The sequence below is a fragment of the Blautia luti genome (assembly GCF_033096465.1).
Taxonomy (GTDB): domain Bacteria; phylum Bacillota; class Clostridia; order Lachnospirales; family Lachnospiraceae; genus Blautia_A; species Blautia_A luti.
This window is the reverse complement of sequence record NZ_AP028156.1, coordinates 3,505,047-3,524,598: the sequence shown is the minus strand read 5'-3', so window position 1 is coordinate 3,524,598 and position 19,552 is coordinate 3,505,047. Positions and strand designations below refer to the sequence as shown.

Here is a 19,552-nt window from a genome sequence, read left to right as displayed (position 1 = left end):
TATGTTAAGACGAAAACAGGGTACCGCACTTGCGGTACCCTGTAAATTTAACTAAACGAACTACTGCCGAGCAAAGCAGATTGCGAAGATCCGTCTGACTGCTCAGTTAATCTATAAAGCCAGCAGCTCCAGAGCATTCTGTCTTGTCACCTGTATCACTTTTTCTGCTGTGATCCCCTTCAGATCTGCAATAGCCTGAGCTACATACGGCAGATTCAGAGAAGAATTCCGCTTACCACGGTTAGGTTCCGGAGACATATATGGACAATCTGTTTCCAGAACGATCTGAGATAAAGGAGCATACTCCACAACTTCCTTCAGCTTTCGTGCATTTTTGAAAGTAACCACACCGCCGATTCCCAGATACAGTCCCATTTTCAGATACTGCGCGGCAATTTCCTTACTATAGGAAAAACAATGGATGATTCCACCATACATACCTCCCTGCATATAACCCTTCACTATTTCCAGTGTATCCTCGGCAGCATCCCTGCTGTGTATCATAAACGGCAGTTTTTCCTCTCTGGCAATATCCATCTGTGCGGCAAACATTTTCTTCTGCACCTCATGTTCCTGCTCTTCTTTGTGCCAGTAATAATCCAGCCCGATCTCACCGATGGCCACCATCTTATCCATACGGGAAAGTCTGCAGATCTCATCCAGAGTATCCTGTGTCATCTGCGAGGCATCATCCGGATGAACACCAACCGCACCGTAAACAAAAGGATATTTTTCCATAAGTTCTACTGTCCGGTACAATTCAGAAATAGACGCACAGACATTTACCACCTTTTCAATTCCATTTTCAGCCATGGAATTCAGCAGCGCATCTCTGTCCGGATTAAAAGCTTCATCGTCATAATGGGCATGTGTATCTATGATCATTGTGAAAATCTCCTGTCAAATCTGATTTTATCTGTAACTGTCTGCCAGCCTGCAGTTATATTATTCCAAAATAGTCAGCTCATCACCAGGACGGATGATTCCGCCGTGAAGAACCTTTGTAAAAACTCCCTGTTTAGGCATGATGCATTCTCCCATTTTCTTAAAAATGGCACATCCGCTGTGGCATTCCTTTCCAATCTGGGTAAGCTCCAGAACCACATCATTGCAGGCGAATTTCGTACCAACAGGAAGTGTGGCGAAATCAATTCCCTGAACAATGATATTTTCTCCGAAAGCACCATCCTCAATCTCTGCACCTCTGGCGCGGAAAGCTTCGATTTTTTCGTAGGAGAGCAGGCTTACCTGTCGATGCCATTTCCCGGCATGTGCGTCTCCCTGGATTCCCCAGTCTTTTCTGACATCAATCTCAGGAACACTGGTTTTCTGAGTTCCCTTTTTTTCACTTGTGCATACAGCAATTACTTTTCCCATAAAAACTCCCCTTTTATCTTGCACAGTTTCCTGCTTCTCCGGTCATGATCTCAATGCCATGAGCCAGAGGATCAATAATATATTCCAGACTTTCCTTCACTGCCTTCGGACTTCCCGGCAGATTGACAATAAGAGTTTTTTTGCGGATACCTGCAGTGGCGCGGCTGAGCATGGCACGTTTTGTGATAGTCATGCTGTAAGCCCTCATAGCCTCCGGAATTCCCGGAACCCGGCGGTCAATAATGTCTTCTGTTGCCTCAGGCATGATATCTCTCGGGGAAAAACCTGTTCCGCCTGTGGTCAGGATCAGTTCCGCAGTATTATTGTCTGCGATTTCTGCCATTTTCTTTGAAAGTATAGCCCTGTCATCTGGCAGAATGTCCATAGACACTACTTTATATCCGTTTTTCTCAACGATCTCACGGATCGCCGGACCGCTTAAATCCTCTCTCTCTCCACGATACCCCGTATCGCTGGATGTGATGATTGCTACTCGTTTCATAAAAATCCCTCCGTATGATCTATTCAGGCGAATATCATGTCCACCTGATATTTATTCCTGGAAAAGAAAATCCCCGCTTTTCCCCCCGGTCTTCTCAACCAGATGGATCTCCGACATTACCATATGCTTGTCAATAGCCTTACACATATCGTAGATCGTGAGAAGTGTTACCTGAACACCTGTAAGAGCTTCCATTTCTACGCCAGTTTTTCCTTCTGTTTTCACTGTGCAGAAGACACGGATGATCCCTTTCTCCGGTTCCAGTTCATAGTCTATGGAACATTTCTGGATGGGAAGGGGATGACACATGGGAATAAGGTCTGAAGTACGTTTGACTCCCATAATACCGGCTACCCGGGCTACTCCCAGAACATCACCTTTTTTGACAGATCCTTCCTGCACAGCCGCCATGATGACGGGTCCAACGTGGATCTCGCCTGTGGCGACGGCTGTTCTCGGTGTAATATTTTTGGCGGAAACATCTACCATAACTGCGTTTCCGTTTTCATCGAAATGATTAAATCCCTGAGACATTTTTCTGTTTCCTTTCTGCTGCATATATTCGTGAGACGTAGGGGAATGCTTTGCAGCGGAGCAGTCCACGGTATTCCATGCGGTAAAATAAAGGAGCATCCGAAGATGCTCCGTATATCGCGAAGTCCGGTCTGCTTACGAAGTGATGGGATTCATAAAATAATCTAATAATTGCCGGAGTCGTCATAACTTCCATCATCATAGGAACTATCGTAGGCTCCATCATCGTAAGAACTGTCATAACTGTCATCATAGGAACTATCGTAGGACCCGTCATCATAAGAAGTATCATAGGATTCATCATCATAACTGCTGTCAGAAGAATCATCCCCACTGGAATCCGAGCCAGAAGAACCGTCCTCCACGGTTTCACCGGTGGTTTTGTCGATCATGTTTCCTTCCCAGTCAAATTTTACATTCAGTAGATTAGTATTGGTGGAAGGTGTCACATTCATGGACATGATCTCCTGGAATTTCGCTTTCAGGTTTGCCAGGGTAAACTCATCTCCGATCAGATTGCGTACGCTGTGCTGGGAAGCCAGATCTTCGGTGTAGTCATCCAGCATATAGGGACCGTAATCTCCGGTGTCATGATTGTAATGCATGACCATTGGTTTCACTTCCGGAGAAAGGATCTCTATGGTGCTCTGACCGTTTAGGGTGGTCTTCTGGATGGTGAAACTTGCCATTCCTTCCAGAAGTTCTGGAAGCTCCTGCTGGGTGGAAACGAAATTTCCCAGAGAGTAGAAGATGAAGGTGCTGTTTCCCTGATCATCTGAAAGACGTCCATAAGGCTGAAGTACATGAGGATGTCCGCCGATGATCACATCCACGCCCTGTTCCATAAGGAATGTAGCCCACTGTTTCTCGTATTCATTAGGCATTGAATCATCTTCTGTGCCCCAGTGAGCAACGAAAATGATACAGTCACTGACTTCTTTGGCCTTCTGGATCATGGTGGTGATCTTATCTTTATCAAAAATATCGATCATGTAATCTTTTCCCTCACCTGCACCGGAATTGTTGGTTCCGTAGGTGTAGTCCAGAAATGCGATCTTAATGCCATTAACCTCTTTTACTTTAACAGTATCTGCATCTTCCGGAGTGTCATGGATGCCCAGAACCGGAATATCCGGATAATTGGTGCTCCAGAAATCAAGGGTATTTTTCAGATAATCATAACCGTAATCATCCACATGGTTGGTAGCGGATTCCACTACATTGAAACCAGCTTTGATAATGGCATCTCCCACTTCCTCCGGTGTGGCGAAAGAGGGGTAAGTGCTGACAGAATTATGATCCGGGGCAAAAACAGTCTCCTGATCAATCATAGCCACATCTGCGGCCTGGATCTCATTCAGCACATGGGTGTAAATATGGTCGTAATTCCATGTGCCGGAATCGTATTCTCCGGATTCATACAGCTTGCTGTGGTAAAGATTATCGCCCACTGCGATGACACTGGCAGTGGAAATCTCAGGAGTTTCAGCCGCTGCTTCAGCTTCCTGCTGTTTCTGCGCGGCAGCCTCTTTTGCTTCAGTTTCAGGTTTCGTGATCAGGCTGTAATCCAGCTGGTGAAAACAGAAAAAAAGAAGCAGCAGAACTGCAACAGAACAGTATAAACTGATCTTGGAATTGTTTTTTTCTTTAAAATTCAAAGGAATATTATTTCTTTTCATTAAATCAATCCTTCAATGTTATGTAGTATATATCAATTCATTATATCAAATTTCACAGCTTAAAGGAAGAATTTATTGAAAAAATGTTTGTTACGGTTTATCAAATATCTTTTGACCCTGCCGTCTACTTTAGTGTATAATATGTTTATGAGCGTAAAAAGGGGGAGAACCGGATGAACCATTATGAAGCGATCAACGATGTGCTTGTCCATTTATTTAATGAGATTCTGGATCTGGAAGAGAGGGCGCTGATCACGCCTGAATATAAGGATATTTCTGTAAACGATATGCACATTATTGATGCAGTGGGAATCCAGCAGCAGAAAAATATGTCTACTGTGGCCAGGACACTGGGGGTAACAGTGGGAACACTGACCATTGCTGTGAACAATCTTGTAAAGAAGGGTTATATTCAGCGTATGCGAAGCCAGGAAGACAGAAGAGTTGTGCTGATCTCGCTTACTGAGAAGGGGGAGAAGGCATACCGTCATCATCAGAATTTCCATGAGAAAATGGTGCTGGCTGTCCTGAAGGATCTGAATGTAGAGGAAACAGAGTCTCTGACCAGGGCTCTGACCAAGCTGCAGAAATTTTTCAGGTCATATCAATAGTGGATAAGTGCTAAAGATGTTAGGGGTAAAACAGTTTGCTCCTGACATTTTTTTCGCTGAAGCTTATATCAAAGGAGGCTATTCCAGGAAATGAATGCGATAGACAAAGAAAACTGATGTCTGGACTGTCCTCACAGCAGGCTGATGAAAGTAAGAGGAAATATGGAACAAATGAGCAGGCGAAGAAAGAAACAGAGTCACTTTGATCCATGTTTACAGGCACATTTGACGATATATGGATCAAAGTATTATGTGCAACCCTGATTCTTAAGGTCATATTGGCCATTGCAGGTATCTTACATGTTGTATTGACACTTGTGAGAGCTGATCATACCGATGGATCCTGTCAGGAAGGCACTTGTGCGGAAATGATTAGTTCATATATTTTTCTAATACAGGAAACTGAACCGGGCCGATCTCCAGGATCTGGCGGTGAAAATCTTTCAGGTCAAAATTATCACTGGATTTCTGGCTGCATTTGTTTTTCAGATCCAGGAAATTCAGATATCCCAGGTAATATTTCAGGTAATTTCCAGGGGTTTCCACAATGTACTGGAAGATTTCGCTGACTGTAGAAGTATTGGTAATGCCAAATGCCTTAAGGAAGGCTGCAGTACGTGCCTGATCCCAGCCACTGTAATGAATCCCAAGGTCGATCAGTGAGTAAATACACAGGTTCATGCTGCGGTTCAGCCAGGCAAGAGTTACAGCAGCGGAGGCAGTTTCAGAACCAGCATCCGGCATAAGGGAAGCTGCATACTGATAAGCATAAGATTCTACATAGGTAGCCCATCCTTCTATGTAGCCGGGCGAGGTGATCAGATAACGGATGCTGGAAGGAGTGCTTCTGGCAAAAGAAACCGTCTGATAAAGATGTCCGGGGAATCCTTCGTGGGCCAGTGTTCCGAAAAGTTCCAGACTGGAAGTCCGGTCTGACTGATTGATATAGATCACGTTGGGAGTCTGGGTATCAATAGGTGGAGTAAGATAAAAGGCAGGGCTGAGGAACTTTTTCATAGAAGGATGTACGTAGCGGATTTCGTAGGAAACATTGTTTAATGCAGGGAAATCCTCTGCCATCAGTGCAGGAAGTTTTTCAAGCATCTGGGCAGGAGTAAGGGTGATAGTGCCGGTGTATCTGCTTAAAGAGGAGATCAGTGAGGAATCTGTCCGGATCAGGGAACGGATCTGTTCGTAATCATTCATAAGCTGGGTGGAAAGGCGCTGTTCGATCTGTTTGACAGGAACATAGGAGCCGGTCTGGGTTCTCAGAAGATAGAGATAATATTCCCTGCCTCCGGGAAAATATGCCAGTCCTCTGCTGGTCTGGCCGGTTCCCCGAAGCTTCTCCAGCCCGGCCATCAGATTCTGGTAGGCAGGGATCACCTGTTCCAGGATCAGCTTATGATGCCAGGTGCACAATATGGTCTGGTCTTCATCTTTTAAACTTCCGAGAGTCTGAAGCTTCTGTGCGAAAATCTCATCTATGTAATTGGCATCCGGGTCCTGAATGAAGGCCTGGCACTGGGTAAGGATCCGGTCCAGAGAAGTATCACTCATAAAAAGACCTGCCTGCGATTTCTTTTTCTCGAATTCCAGGATGCTCTGAAAATATGGCTTAATAGTGCCAAGGAGCTTCAGGTAATCAGAAATATCTTTCTCAGTATAGAAAGCATATTCTGCCAGAAGTACAGGAAGCTGTGCCTGAATGCCAAGACTGGCCCCCAGCGGTTCATCCAGCAGGTAATTTTCCCCCAGTGTACTTCGGGTGTGGAAATACAAAAGCAGCATATCCAAAGTTAGCTGGTTATCCCGGGAGAGTTTGGAATAGGCAAAACCTTTCAGCTTTTTTTCATATTCAGCGCAGAGAGCGGCAGTTTCTTCAAAGTCTGTGTTTACAGTACCAAGGGAAATATTCTGGGTGGAAATTCCACGGGAAGCAGGATCAGCCAGAGTATAATGGAGGGAAAGGGCATTGCCGGAAACTTCCGAACGGAACAGCTTTTCCGTGAATGCTTCGAAACGCGAATTCTCGGTAAATGGATACTCAGACAGGCAGCCCAGTCCAAGTCCCAGACAAAAGACCAGACACAGGGCGATAATTTTTTTCAGGATCTTCATACAAACCTCAGAGGCTGTTTTTACTATCTTATTGGAAAAGAAGAGGGAGTATGCTATCATAGTTAATAGTAAATTTTACGAAATGCAGGTTCCTGCATACAGATTACAGTCAGAGCAGGAAACAGGCGGGAGGTATAAAATGTCAGAGATTTATGATATAGCGATCCTGGGAGCCGGACCGGCGGGGATCAGTGCAGTCATTTATGCAGCGCGGGCCAGGCTAAAAATTCTGTGGCTGGACAAACAGTTCACAGTGGGCGGACAGATCCAGAATACCTATGAGGTAGATAACTATCCGGGACTTCCGGGGATCAGCGGAATGGATCTGGGAGAAGCTTTCGAGAATCACGCGCAGAAGCTGGGGGGTTCTCCTGTGCGGGAGAATGTGCTTGCAGTGGAAGATACAGGAGCAGAGAAGATCATCCGTACGAAAAAGAACGAATACAGAGCCAGAACTGTAGTGCTTGCCTGCGGAGCCAGCCACAGAATGCTGGAGATCCCGGGAGAGCAGGAGTTTTCCGGAATGGGAGTTTCTTATTGTGCAACCTGTGACGGGGCATTTTTTAAGGACAAGACAGCGGTTGTAGTTGGCGGCGGAAATATTGCAGCAGAAGATGCCCTTTTTCTGTCCAGGATCTGCCGGAAAGTTTATATGGTTCACAGACGTGATGCACTTCGGGCAGATCAGATCCTTCAGGACAGTCTGGCAGCTGCGGAGAATATTGAAATGGTATGGGACAGCGTGGCAGTGGAGATACAGGGCACGGACAGTGTGACTGGCCTGAAGATCCGGAATGTGAAAGATAACAGTGAGTCGGTGATCCCTGCAGACGGTGTATTTATAGCAATAGGGATCATCCCGAATACAGCGAGATTTAAAGAAATCGTTCCGTTGGATGAACACGGCTATATTATTGCAGGTGAAGAAGGGATCACAGGAACACCGGGAATCTTCGCAGCCGGAGACATCCGCACCAAGAAACTCCGCCAGGTGGTAACTGCAGTGGCAGATGGAGCCAATACGGTGGCTTCTGTGCAGGACTATCTGCTTACAAACAGATAAAAAGGCGAAAACAGGGAATTGTTTACAGATGAAAATTCTGTGAACAGTTCCTTTTTGGTTTGACAAATCTCCTTTCTTATGTTAACATACATAACCATGTAACAAAAGTGTAACAATTACAAGAGAGGAATTTCATGAGAAATAAGATAAAAAAAGTGATACTTGCAGCAGTGATCAGCACGATGGTCTGTGCACCGGCTCAGGGAGTATGGGCAGTGGAGACAGATGGCGCAGAGCTTTTCTCTGATGGAAGTGATATAACTGACAGTGATGTAACTGAGGGGGATGCCTCTGGAAGCGAGATCACTGATCCGGAAGATGCAACCGGCAGTGTAAGCGTATTTGCCAGTGCTCTGGCGAAGCAGACAGAAGAGCAGACTCAGGAATTCATGCAGAAAGAGGAAGAGGCAGCACAGGTCAGAGAGGAACGCAGGGTAGAGAAAGCACAGAAAGCTTCAGAGAAAGCAGAGCAGGAGAAAGCAGCGGCTCTGGAAGCCATTCAGCAGTCTGTGGAAGAGACGAAGAAAAAGGCAGCAGAAGAAGCGGAAGCCCAGCGTGTGGCCAAGCGGCAGGAACTGGTAAATTTCGCATTACAGTTCGAGGGAAATCCTTATGTATATGGCGGCACAAGCCTGACAAACGGAGCAGACTGTTCAGGATTTGTAATGTCTGTGTTCGCGAACTTCGGGTACAGCCTTCCACGTGTGGCAGCAGATCAGTGTGCTGCTTCCACTAAGAAAGATGTAAGTCAGATCGAGCCTGGTGATCTGGTATTCTATGGACACGGATATGTAGACCATGTAGCACTTTATATTGGTGATGGAAAGATCATTCATGCCAGCGGTTCTGCTACAGGAATTAAGATTTCCAATTATGATTATGAGCAGCCGGCAGCAATCGGAACATTTATGGAATAATAGAAATACAGAATACAAAAGAAGTCCTTATCTGTTGAGATAGGGATTTTTTTGTGCGCTTCTTCGGGCTGGAATGACAGTTTTTTAGCCGTTTCGACAAATTGCACAAAGAATGTCGACAGATGGGAAAAGTGGATAAAGTATTACACACTCTATCCACATACCGGATATCTGAAAAAGCCCGTAAATTAAAGTTATACACAAAGTTATCCACATTATCCACATTTTATGTGTGTGGAATACTTGATTTACATAAAAATAAAAGAAACAAATGTTTTGTGTAAAATGATAAATCGACATTTCAGGACAAAAAAATAGAAAAATCTATTGACTTTTCTATATTCTAAAAAACATATAATATTGTCTGTAAAAGACAAAATATAGCGATATACAGATAAATAATCAGAATATTCTAAAAGATATTATACTGAAATATACAACAGGAGATAAAAAAAGAATCCAGATGTGGATGAGGAGAAATTTCCACATAGAAATGACCGATGGGGATGGGACAGACACAAAACAAAATGGCCTGGGGATAACTTTCCACAAGGGTTTTCCACACTCAATATCACGCTTATTGTGATCGGGAAAAGTAAAAGCAGTTAAATGGATGATGAAATATCCATCTAACTGCTTTAGAATATTTTGATATTTACTTTAAGATTATTTCTGCTTCATTCGTTTAATTACTTTCAAACGGGTGAACTCTTCACGTTCTTTCTCTTCCAGAGCATTCTGGATGTCTTTGGTCAGTGCTTCGTACTTTGGAATGGTGATATTCTTCAGAGCGTTTGCACGTTTCTGTGTCTTCTTGATATTTGCGGCAAGTCTGATGGCTGCGTTTTCCACCATAGAGAGACGGATGGACAGCTCTTTTACTTTTTCAAAGGCAGCCTTGGCTTCATCCAGGGACATCTTGGTGCTGTAGTAGGCATAGGTAGGAGTGTTGGTTGTTTTGTCATATTCCACAAGAGGAATCTCTGTACCCATAACGCTTCGGGTTTTGATGCGGATAGAGTTCTCGATGGGAACTGTACACGCAATCTGCTGAACAAAGGCGATACCGATCTCCATGTTGGCTTTCTGCAGTGCGGCATAGGCGGTGCGGAAAGTCACGTCAATCTGTGTCTGGATATCTTTTGCCTGATCGATCAGCTCCATCATCTCACGGATCAGGATATTACGCTTCTTATCCATCAGCTCATAGCCCTGACGGGAAAGTTTCAGTGAGTTCTTGGCAAGTATCAGGTTTCCCTTGGTGGGAAAGGTATTCGGATCCATTCAATCACCTCGCTTCTTTTAGCGTACTGTTTCGTGATAGTACTTGTCGAGGATCTTCGTATCGATTCGGTCAAGTTCTTCCTTCGGAAGAAGTCCCAGAAGTTCCCAGCCTTTATCAAGGGTTTCGGTGATGCTTCGGTTCTCTGTTTCGGACTGGCCGACAAATTCGCTCTCAAAAGCTTTACCAAATACCAGATAACGTTTATCCAGTGGGGAAAGTTCATCTTCACCGATAACAGAAGCAAGGGCTCTGGCATCTCCAACTTTTGCATAGCAGGAGAAAAGCTGGTTTGCTACGTCCTGATGGTCGGCTCTGGTGTAGCCTTCACCGATACCGTCTTTCATCAGACGGGAAAGGGACGGCAGTACGTTGATCGGCGGGTAAATTGCCTGTCCGTGAAGCTGTCTGTCCAGAACGATCTGGCCCTCAGTGATGTAACCGGTAAGGTCAGGGATCGGGTGGGTGATGTCATCGTTTGGCATGGTCAGGATCGGAATCTGAGTTACAGAACCCGGTTTGCCTTTTACGATACCTGCTCGTTCGTACAGGGTTGCAAGTTCACTGTACAGATAACCCGGATAACCTTTACGGGATGGAATCTCACCTTTGGAGGAGGAAACCTCTCGCATGGCCTCGCAGAAAGAAGTGATATCTGTCAGGATGACCAGGATGTGCATTCCTTTTTCAAATGCAAGATATTCTGCGGCAGTGAGGGCAATCTTCGGTGTAAGAAGACGCTCAACAACCGGGTCATTGGCAAGGTTCAGGAACATGACTACGTGGTCTGCAGCACCGCTCTCCTCAAAAGTACGGCGGAAAAATTCTGCGACATCGTATTTAACACCCATTGCTGCGAAAACAATGGCAAATTTTTCATCGGAGCCTTCACCCAGAGATGCCTGCTGTACGATCTGTGCAGCCAGTTTGTCATGCGGAAGACCATTTCCGGAAAAGATCGGCAGCTTCTGACCACGGATCAGAGTGGTCAGTCCGTCAATTGCGGAAATACCGGTGTTGATATAGTTTCGTGGGTATTCACGAGCTACCGGGTTCAGCGGCAGACCGTTGATGTTTAACTTGACTTCCGGGGTGATATCTCCCAGACCGTCGATCGGCTGGCCGATACCGTTGAAAGTACGTCCAAGGATTTCAGGAGAAAGCCCGATCTCCATTGGATGTCCGGTCAGTCTTGTGTGGGTATTGCTTAAGGACATGCTGTCAGTTCCCTCGAAAACCTGAATAACAGCTTTGTCCTCATAAATCTCAATAATACGGCCGATCTTGCGAGTCCCGTCGTCCATGTGGAATTCTACGATTTCCTCATAGGAGGCATTCTTGACACCTTCCAGGACCACCAGAGGTCCGTTTATTTCGCTTAAGCCTAAATATTCAATTGCCATAAACTTCTCCTCTCTGTTACGATTCATAGCTGGATTTCATATAAGCAGACAAGTCAGTATGGTTCACATGAAATCTGTTTCTGGCTTCTGGATACCTACGAATCATAACTCTTTCGGCATCAGCCGTTTTTCTCCATTATATTGTCATAGAAAGTATCAATATCCTGCTTGTACTGGTCGAATTTATCAAGCTGGTTGTTTGCTACATCATATTTAATAGAAATAATTTTTTCAAAGATGTTATTGCCCTCTTTCAATACGGAAACCGGCATTCCGCGGTTGATGAGTGCACGGCATTTCTCGTAAAGGTAGAGGATCGTTTCCATCATCTTGAATTGTTTTTCCATTGGTACGCAGGTATCTTCTGCGTGGAAAGCGTTCTGCTGGAGAAATCCCAGACGGATAACTCTGGCGATTTCCAATGTCAGTTTCTGGTCGTCCGGAAGAACGTCACTACCGATCAGTTTCACAATTTCCATCAGGGAACTCTCCTGATTCAGGATTGCCATGAGCTGGTTTCTGTCTGCCACGAATTTCGGGGAAACGTGTTCTCTGTACCATGGTGTCAGGTCTTCCAGATATTCACTGTAGCTGGTGAGCCAGTGGATAGCAGGGAAGTGACGGGCATAGGCAAGGGATTTATCCAGTCCCCAGAAGCAGCGGACGAAACGCTTGGTGTTCTGTGTAACAGGCTCTGAGAAGTCACCACCCTGAGGGGAAACTGCTCCGATAATGGAGACAGAGCCTTCGGTTCCGTTTAAGTTCTGCATCATTCCTGCACGTTCATAGAATGCGGACAGCTTGGATGCCAGATATGCAGGGAAACCTTCCTCTGCAGGCATTTCCTCCAGACGTCCGGACAGCTCTCGAAGAGCTTCTGCCCAACGGGAAGTGGAGTCTGCCATGATGGCTACGTCATAGCCCATGTCACGGTAGTATTCCGCAAGAGTAACACCTGTATAAATAGAAGCTTCACGGGCCGCAACAGGCATGTTGGAAGTATTGGCGATCAGTGTGGTTCTGTCCATCATCAGGTTTCCGGATTTCGGGTCGATCAGCTTACTGAAATCCTCCAGAACCTGAGTCATCTCGTTTCCACGCTCTCCGCAGCCAATGTAGATGATGATATCTGCGTCAGACCATTTCGCAATCTGATGCTGGGTCATTGTTTTACCTGTACCGAAACCTCCCGGAACAGCGGCTGTACCGCCCTTTGCGATCGGGAAAAGGGTGTCAAGGATACGCTGGCCTGTGATAAGCGGTACGCTTGCAGGGAAACGTTTGTGGGTTGGTCTCGGGATACGGATCGGCCATTTCTGCGCAAGTGCCAGATCTTTAGTTGTTCCGTCTGCGAACTGAATGGTTACGATCGGTTCCAGAATGGTGTATTCTCCGTCAGGAGCCGCATGAATAACAGTTGCTTCTGTAAGGTTTGGAGGTACCATAGATTTGTGAAGGATGGAGTCTGTTTCCTGGGTCTCTGCGATAATGGAGCCGGGACCGACTACGTCTCCCTCTTTTACTGTGATATGTGTGTTCCATTTCTTTTCTGTGTCAAGGGAATCGACGCTGACACCTCGGGAAATATATTTGCCGGAGGCTTTGGCAATCTCTTCCAGAGGACGCTGGATACCGTCAAAGATGTTGTGGATGATTCCAGGTCCAAGAAGTACGGAGATGGCATCTCCGGTACCTGTAACGATATCTCCTGGTTTCAGACCTGTAGTTTCCTCGAAAACCTGTACAGTGGTCATGCCTTTTTTCAGGCCGATGATCTCACCTACCAGATGTTCCGGGCCTACATAGACCATCTCGGAAATTTTAAATCCGCTGTCGCCCTTCAGATAAATGACGGGGCCGTTGACACCGTAGATAATACCTGTATTACTCATGTTCTGGTCCTCCGTCAAATTTGAATTCTTTGTAAGCTGCTTCGAAATTTCCTGCAAAAGAGTGATCGATCAGGATATTCTTCTGAGGGATCGTGGCGCGGATACCGCCGAGGAATGAGTCTTTCGCAATCTGGATGGCAGCACCTGTGCTCTGCTGAAGTTTCTCTGCAAGAGAGCTATCTTCCGGTGAGAGATAGATGGAGATTTCATCGTTCTCTGCGAAATCCAGAGCTTCTTTGATCTTGGTAGTCAAGTAGTTCTCGTATTCCGGGGTTTTGGTAAAGGATTCCAGAAGTCCTTTTACTTCAGAGAAAAGTTTCTCTTTTAATTCGTTCTGTTTCTTGGTCCAGTCACGTTTGATGGTGAGCTGTTCTGCAGAAAGAGCCTTGTTGACTTCGCGTCTGGCGTTGGCGGTTTCTGCTTTGATCTGTGTCTGGGCGTTTTCTTCACTGAGAGCCTTGCGCTCTTCTGTCATTTTTTCCAGAGTTTCTTTGTGCTTCTCCAGAATAGCGGCAGCTTTTGCACGGGCATCTTCTACAGTGATATCATAAAAATGGCTGAGTTTTTCATCAATTGTCATGTTAACACCTGCCTATAATTTTAGTCCAATTGCCTCATTTACATATGAAGTGATAAAATCTGGTTTGCGGCCAGTACCGTGCCTGTCGGGGATTTCGATGATCAGAGGGGTCTTGTGATGAAGTTTTACATCATTTATAATTTCGGGAAACTCCCGGCCGAATTTCTCGGTCAGGAGTATGATTCCGATTTCTTTATTGGAGATGGCTTTCTGCAAAGCATCTTTTAATTCGTCATGTGTGTGAACCACGACACCCTCTACACCTGCCAGTCTCATCCCTGTGTAAGTATCGATATTGTCGCTGATCAAAAACATCTGCATCTTATAACTGTCCCAGGATCATGAAGGAGATGATCAGTCCGTAAAGGGCAACACCTTCTGCAAGACCTACGAAGATAAGGGATTTACCAAGGATACTCTGATCCTCGCTGATAGCGCCTAAAGCTGCGCTTGCCGCACTGGCAACGGCAATACCACCACCGATACAGGAAAGACCTGTTACAAGGGCTGCTGCGATGTAGCCCATACCTGTTGCAAGACCTGCCTCAGAACCAGCAGCAGCCTGTACGGAAGAAGCACCTGTGAACATAACTGCGATGGCGATGAGCATTGTTCCAAAGAAGAAGAATGCGTTTACGCCGATGGCTGTTTTGTAACGTCCACGGTTTTTCTCACCGATGAGATAGTAGCCAAATGGAAGAATGATGCTGAGTACCAGTGCGATTGCTAAAATGATTTGTGCGATTGTTGTCATAATTAAATCTCCTCTTTTCTTAGATTGTTGATACACCAGAATTGTGGGAGCTGTTTTACAGCGGAGCAATTCGTGTATATTGCGATTAGATCAAAATATATTTTGATCTAATCGTTTCTATTTTACAGAGCGGAATGGCTCAAATTTACGTCCTGTACCTTTGTAGAAGCGGCTGAACATTTCATAATATTCCAGACGAAGCACCTGGATACCAACGATCAGACCTTCCATACCGCATACAAAAAGGTTTCCGAGGACAACTACTACCCAGTTCAGGTTTCCGCTTTCTGCGCCTGCAAGCATGAGAACGACTTCCATCATGGCTGCATGGCTGACTGCGAAAGCTCCGATACGGACGAAGGAAAGGGTATTGGAGAAGTAGCTTAACAGGACTTCAAACATCTCGAAAAGTCCCTGAACAATGAACATTCCTTTTTCTTTCGGCATAACTTTTGATTTCTTCTCAATAAGTGCCGTAAGCGGCTCTTTCAGGAAAATCAGGATCAGCGGCACGCCGAACATGATAAACAATACGATTCCTCCCGGAAGTGTGTGCCCTGTCAGGATCAGTGCAATGGAAATCACGGCTGATCCGTAGAATACCAGACCTGCCACGGAGTTTGTATCGAACCAGATATGTTCAATATCTCCGGCCTTCCATGCATTCAGAATGTTAAATACCATACATAAAAGGATAATTCCCATACCAAAACCAATGGCAATGATAAATACAGTATTCAGCTTTCCGATAAACGGAACAGTCATCATATTGTTCATTGGACGGAGCCACAAAGCAGGTATCACATCTTCAAATCCGAAGATACTTCCGAACATAAATCCAAAGAATGTGGAAAATACACCTGCGCAGCTGATAATGCCTGCCAGTGTGATATGCTTAAATTTATAAAGCAGGAAACCGCCGATAAAGAGCAGTAATCCCTGTCCAACATCACCGAACATTGCACCGAAAATGAAAGAATAAGTCAGTGCTACAAACCATGTGGGATCCATTTCATTGTAGGCCGGAAGACCATACATTTTGATATACATTTCAAAAGGTTTAAACAGTTTCGGATTCTTCAATTTGGTGGGCGGCTGCTGATGTACGCCAGGTTTCAGATGTTCATCCTCTTCACCGTCAATAATACAGAAGATACGGCTGTCATCTTTGATATCTGCCTGGAAAGAATGCGCATCTTTCTCAGTCATCCATCCACATAAGATATAGAAAACATCTTTGTCACCGTGAGTACATGCTGCAAGTCTTCGCACATCAAAATTACCGGAAAGCTGTGCAATAGCGTTGCGGGATGCCACGATATCTTCCCTGTTTCGGAGAAGAAAATCAGCTTTTTTCTGGTCTGCAGATGCCAGATCAGCGGCTGTACGGTTGCGCTTCTGAGTCAGCTGTTCGAAGGCTGATTTTGCGGTACCTTCATAGGTATCCGGCATGTAAATTCTCTCAAAGTGCATAGAAGAGTAGACAGCCTTGACTTTCTGAGCCTCATGTTCCGGGACAAAATAAACACCCCAGATATACTGGTCATCTTCATCACATTTGATAAAGATCGTGTCCAGATTTTCGTAAATATACTTTTCGAATTTTTGATAGTATTCTTTTTCAATCCTTCCAAAGCGGAAATGTATAAACTGGAATTTCAGTATTGAGGAAAGATTGTAGTTGATATTTCGAAATGGACGGATCACCCGCAGGGACTCATCCAGTGCTGCAAGCTGGCTTTCCAGATCTGTACGGGTATTGCTCAGTTCCTGATAATCGGACTGGATCCGACGAATGGTATTTAAAGCCTGTTCCGTATCTGGTGCTGATTTGACAGAAATCTGCTCCGGATCAGCCAGTTCCTCATAAAAGCTGTTAGCAACAGTGAGGGCTTCTTTGTAAGGATTGATTTCCATAAATGGAGAAAGACTCTCTACTGCAGTCAGCTCGGAAAGGGCATTTTCCAGATGGATTTCGTATTTGGAAAGGTAGGTGTTTACCACTCGGTCAATATCAGTTTTGGGACCGGTAATGCTCAGGAACTTCATTTTCTCAATCATAAATTCACCTCCTAGTTATTGCATATATAACGCATGGCTTCATCATGCTGTACACCGTAACGTACGCACTCAATGGCGATGGTCAGACGGTTTACTTCGTGTTCCTTATTATATAAGTAGGAATAGATTATTGCTACAGAATAGGGGTTTCTGTGGGCTTCTTTTTCAAGGATCGTGCGGTGGATATGGTTGTAGAATTCCTCCAGGTTTGCTACGGTAAGCTGCTCATATTTGCTACCGTACCATGTTTTCTGGAAAATTCTCCGGCCCTCTTCATATGAGGGGGCTTCCACCAGAGCTGTGATCTCTTCTTTCTTTAACTTATAATTCATAGGGATCAGCAATGCATAAATACTTGCCGGATCCATATTGTAATATCGTTTGGAACGCTGGATAAACTGCAGGTTCAGCATATCGAATTTCTCGCCGTAGGTGCGGGTGATCTCTTCTAGATCTTTACCTTTAAACAGCTTCTTGCGGATGTTCCAGATCTGGGTAAAATAATACAGATCCAGTGCCATACCATAGTCAAAAAGAAGTGCTGTTTCATGCTCCTGGATCTTCGAAAGCGGGAAATAAAACTCGTTTCCCTTGAGGCAGGAGATTAGTTCCTCCATGGTGGAACAGGTCGTGATCCGGTCTACATCAATATTGGAATGCAGACGGAAGAATTCGCGGTACGGAGAGACATCTACAGGGTCCGTGTCACGGTGATCGAAGATATTTGTCATGACTTCTTTCAGTACACGGATTTCATAACGCTTGGAATACAAATCCAGGAATTTACGCTGTTCCGGGTTTGCAAAGTGATAAATCCTGGAGAAGTTTTGAAATATGGACTTCTTTAGAAGCTTCTCAATCTGGCCTCTGTGCAGTGTATTTTCATCCAGTGCATCCCATTTGGAAGAGTATTCCGGCATTCGTTTCAGATAGGCGGCTACCTGGGTAACATCAGACAGCTGGAGGATTTCTTCAAACTGTTCCATGGTAGTAAGCCTGCTCTGCATTGCGCGGATTTTTGTCGAAAGTCCGCTGTAGGAGAGTACGCCTCCCATTATTACTCACTTCCTTTCCTGATGTTGTTTCATGTTTGAGTAATGTCTTTACATAGATAGTATTTTCTCAAACAATTCCTGGGAAAGTTGTGTGTGCTGCTGCTCGTAATGAGCATCCAGTGAAGAAAAAGTAGCGTCTGTATCTGCCCGTAACTGTGCTAAACGGGAATCTTTTTCCTCTTCAAGCTGCTGACGGATCTTCTGTATCTGCTCAGCTGTCTGGGCTTCAAGCTGATCGTCATAATTTTTACATTTCTTTTCCGCTTCTTCAGAAAGTATTTGTTTCTGTCGATCGCAGTCTTCCATGATGCGTTGGGCTGTAAGCTCGATTTCAGATAATTTGTTAAGTATCTGCTCCATCTTCAACCTCCTTAGTTGTCAAATTTTTACAAAAAAGCTCGAATTACTATGTGCAAAATAGTAATTTCTGTTACATATCATACACCTATTTGGTGAAAAAAACCATGTAATTTTTTTGAAACATAGAAAATTGATAAATATTAAACAAATGAACAATGAACTGTTTATTTTTCAACAAAAAAAATAGGCATTTGGCAGGGGAGTGTGGTATACTTTGAGATACTGTATGAAAACTGATAGGATTTTATGGAGGATATTATGAGATTAAGAAATATTCCGGGAGCTCAGGATGCAATCCTGGAGAGTCCTTATGTGATCCAGCAGCCTGAGAGCCATAAAGGAAGCTGGGAAAATGTTTTTGAGAAAAAACAGCCGATCCATATAGAGGTAGGAATGGGAAAGGGAAGGTTCCTGATGGATCTCGCCAGACTTCATCCGGAAATCAACTATGTCGGAATTGAAATGTACGACAGCGTTCTTCTTCGCGCATTGCAAAAAAGACATGAACTGGAGGAGAATGGCGTGGTTTATTCCAATTTATATTTTATGCGTGTGGACGCCAGACTTCTGCCGGATATTTTTGACAAAGGTGAGGTTGATAAGATTTATCTGAATTTCTCGGATCCCTGGCCTAAGGCGCGTCATGCCAAACGTCGTCTCACTTCAAGGGAATTCCTGGCACGTTATGATCAGATCCTGGTACCTGATGGAAAAGTAGAGTTTAAGACCGATAATAAAGGATTGTTTGAATTTTCTCTGGAAGAAGTGAAGGAAACCAAATGGAATCTGGATGCATTTACTTTTGATCTGCACCATAATGAAGAAATGGTGAAAGGGAATGTAATGACAGAGTATGAAGAAAAGTTTTCTTCCATGGGAAATCCAATCTGTAAGATGGTAATTTCCAGACAAAAGACAGACTGATGACGGGAATATAAAGAAAGACAGCAGCATAAAATAATTCAAGTAGATTTCGGGGCGCGAAGCGTCCCGGGGAGCTGTCTTTGAAAAGGAAAAAGTCTTTTCATAATAAAATAATGCTTTTCGGATATGAACATCGCTCCTTTGATAAGGCTATGGGGCAGGTACAGAAATCAGCAGAAGAACTGAATAAGCTACTGAATAAACTGTCTAAAAAGGATGAAAAAAAGGAAAAATAAAAAAATTAAAAAAAATATGAAATACCTATTGACATTTTATGTATCATTTTATATAATATCACTTGCGTTGAGGAACTACCTTGAAGCAATAACTAAAGAAAATGCGCTTTTAGCTCAGTTGGTAGAGCACCTGACTCTTAATCAGGGTGTCCAGGGTTCGAACCCCTGAAGGCGCACTAAGAACACTGTTTTTGCGGACAA

At 44.5% G+C, this 19,552-nt stretch carries 21 protein-coding genes and 1 tRNA gene; 7 read left to right on the top strand and 15 right to left on the bottom strand.

Annotated features, from left to right (window positions below):
* Positions 1 to 111: 111 nt before the first annotated feature.
* The 5 genes from R8695_RS16375 to R8695_RS16355 form a co-directional block, all read right to left on the bottom strand.
* Positions 112 to 885, bottom strand: coding sequence for a TatD family hydrolase (locus tag R8695_RS16375; protein ID WP_118510443.1), 774 nt, complete (start codon positions 883 to 885; stop codon positions 112 to 114).
* 60 nt (positions 886 to 945) lie between these two features.
* Positions 946 to 1,377 carry an MOSC domain-containing protein gene (locus R8695_RS16370; protein WP_118510441.1) on the bottom strand — a complete coding sequence of 144 codons (432 nt, stop codon included), beginning with the start codon at positions 1,375 to 1,377 and terminating at the stop codon, positions 946 to 948.
* Positions 1,378 to 1,390: 13 nt separating this feature from the next.
* Positions 1,391 to 1,879, bottom strand: a complete 489-nt coding sequence (locus R8695_RS16365; RefSeq protein WP_118510439.1) for a MogA/MoaB family molybdenum cofactor biosynthesis protein — start codon at positions 1,877 to 1,879, stop codon at positions 1,391 to 1,393.
* A 51-nt stretch (positions 1,880 to 1,930) separates the two neighbouring features.
* Entirely contained in the window at positions 1,931 to 2,413 is a 483-nt protein-coding gene (moaC, locus tag R8695_RS16360) for a cyclic pyranopterin monophosphate synthase MoaC (RefSeq protein WP_154779648.1), read from the bottom strand.
* Between the two features lie 164 nt (positions 2,414 to 2,577).
* The gene (locus tag R8695_RS16355; protein WP_118510437.1) at positions 2,578 to 4,092 is read right to left on the bottom strand and encodes a CapA family protein; all 1,515 of its coding nucleotides are present in this window, start codon (positions 4,090 to 4,092) and stop codon (positions 2,578 to 2,580) included.
* Positions 4,093 to 4,265: 173 nt separating this feature from the next.
* On the opposite strand from R8695_RS16355, the gene R8695_RS16350 reads away from it, so the two are divergent.
* Both R8695_RS16350 and R8695_RS17915 read left to right on the top strand, forming a co-directional pair.
* Complete coding sequence (locus R8695_RS16350; protein WP_118510435.1) at positions 4,266 to 4,703, top strand: MarR family winged helix-turn-helix transcriptional regulator; 438 nt, start codon at positions 4,266 to 4,268, stop codon at positions 4,701 to 4,703.
* A 116-nt stretch (positions 4,704 to 4,819) separates the two neighbouring features.
* Positions 4,820 to 4,909 carry a cation-transporting P-type ATPase gene (locus R8695_RS17915; RefSeq protein ID WP_154779411.1) on the top strand — a complete coding sequence of 30 codons (90 nt, stop codon included), beginning with the start codon at positions 4,820 to 4,822 and terminating at the stop codon, positions 4,907 to 4,909.
* A gap of 166 nt (positions 4,910 to 5,075) precedes the next feature.
* Here R8695_RS17915 and R8695_RS16340 read toward each other — a convergent pair whose 3' ends face one another.
* On the bottom strand, positions 5,076 to 6,824 hold the full coding sequence (locus R8695_RS16340) for a DUF885 domain-containing protein (protein ID WP_154779412.1): 1,749 nt from the start codon (positions 6,822 to 6,824) through the stop codon (positions 5,076 to 5,078).
* A gap of 139 nt (positions 6,825 to 6,963) precedes the next feature.
* On the opposite strand from R8695_RS16340, the gene trxB reads away from it, so the two are divergent.
* Both trxB and R8695_RS16330 read left to right on the top strand, forming a co-directional pair.
* On the top strand, positions 6,964 to 7,887 hold the full coding sequence (gene trxB, locus R8695_RS16335; protein WP_154779413.1) for a thioredoxin-disulfide reductase: 924 nt from the start codon (positions 6,964 to 6,966) through the stop codon (positions 7,885 to 7,887).
* Between the two features lie 134 nt (positions 7,888 to 8,021).
* The gene (locus R8695_RS16330) at positions 8,022 to 8,804 is read left to right on the top strand and encodes a C40 family peptidase (protein ID WP_243139415.1); all 783 of its coding nucleotides are present in this window, start codon (positions 8,022 to 8,024) and stop codon (positions 8,802 to 8,804) included.
* Positions 8,805 to 9,470: 666 nt separating this feature from the next.
* Here R8695_RS16330 and R8695_RS16325 read toward each other — a convergent pair.
* From R8695_RS16325 to R8695_RS16285, 9 genes are all read right to left on the bottom strand, one after another.
* Entirely contained in the window at positions 9,471 to 10,088 is a 618-nt protein-coding gene (locus R8695_RS16325; RefSeq protein ID WP_118510425.1) for a V-type ATP synthase subunit D, read from the bottom strand.
* Positions 10,089 to 10,106: 18 nt separating this feature from the next.
* Positions 10,107 to 11,489, bottom strand: coding sequence for a V-type ATP synthase subunit B (locus R8695_RS16320; protein ID WP_118510423.1), 1,383 nt, complete (start codon positions 11,487 to 11,489; stop codon positions 10,107 to 10,109).
* Between the two features lie 119 nt (positions 11,490 to 11,608).
* Positions 11,609 to 13,381 (bottom strand): V-type ATP synthase subunit A, encoded by a 1,773-nt coding sequence (locus R8695_RS16315; protein ID WP_118510421.1) that lies wholly within the window; start codon positions 13,379 to 13,381, stop codon positions 11,609 to 11,611.
* Entirely contained in the window at positions 13,374 to 13,961 is a 588-nt protein-coding gene (locus R8695_RS16310; RefSeq protein ID WP_118510419.1) for a V-type ATP synthase subunit E, read from the bottom strand. The genes R8695_RS16315 and R8695_RS16310 overlap by 8 nt, the downstream gene beginning before the upstream one ends.
* Positions 13,962 to 13,973: 12 nt before the next feature.
* A complete protein-coding gene (locus tag R8695_RS16305; protein ID WP_118510417.1) occupies positions 13,974 to 14,282 on the bottom strand; it encodes a V-type ATP synthase subunit F in 309 nt (102 codons plus the stop codon).
* A 1-nt stretch (position 14,283) separates the two neighbouring features.
* Positions 14,284 to 14,715 carry an ATP synthase subunit C gene (locus tag R8695_RS16300; protein ID WP_019163225.1) on the bottom strand — a complete coding sequence of 144 codons (432 nt, stop codon included), beginning with the start codon at positions 14,713 to 14,715 and terminating at the stop codon, positions 14,284 to 14,286.
* 117 nt (positions 14,716 to 14,832) lie between these two features.
* A complete protein-coding gene (locus R8695_RS16295; RefSeq protein WP_118510415.1) occupies positions 14,833 to 16,776 on the bottom strand; it encodes a V-type ATP synthase subunit I in 1,944 nt (647 codons plus the stop codon).
* Between the two features lie 11 nt (positions 16,777 to 16,787).
* Complete coding sequence (locus tag R8695_RS16290; RefSeq protein ID WP_118510413.1) at positions 16,788 to 17,831, bottom strand: V0D/AC39 family V-type ATPase subunit; 1,044 nt, start codon at positions 17,829 to 17,831, stop codon at positions 16,788 to 16,790.
* Between the two features lie 48 nt (positions 17,832 to 17,879).
* Complete coding sequence (locus tag R8695_RS16285; protein WP_118510411.1) at positions 17,880 to 18,191, bottom strand: hypothetical protein; 312 nt, start codon at positions 18,189 to 18,191, stop codon at positions 17,880 to 17,882.
* Positions 18,192 to 18,449: 258 nt separating this feature from the next.
* On the opposite strand from R8695_RS16285, the gene trmB reads away from it, so the two are divergent.
* The 3 genes from trmB (at position 18,450) to R8695_RS16270 (ending at position 19,527) form a co-directional block, all read left to right on the top strand.
* Positions 18,450 to 19,115: a tRNA (guanosine(46)-N7)-methyltransferase TrmB gene (trmB, locus tag R8695_RS16280; protein WP_118510409.1), complete on the top strand. Its 666-nt coding sequence runs from the start codon at positions 18,450 to 18,452 to the stop codon at positions 19,113 to 19,115.
* A gap of 80 nt (positions 19,116 to 19,195) precedes the next feature.
* Positions 19,196 to 19,351 carry a hypothetical protein gene (locus R8695_RS16275; RefSeq protein ID WP_182437397.1) on the top strand — a complete coding sequence of 52 codons (156 nt, stop codon included), beginning with the start codon at positions 19,196 to 19,198 and terminating at the stop codon, positions 19,349 to 19,351.
* A gap of 103 nt (positions 19,352 to 19,454) precedes the next feature.
* Positions 19,455 to 19,527: transfer RNA gene (locus tag R8695_RS16270), tRNA-Lys, on the top strand.
* The last annotated feature ends 25 nt before the right edge of the window (positions 19,528 to 19,552 follow it).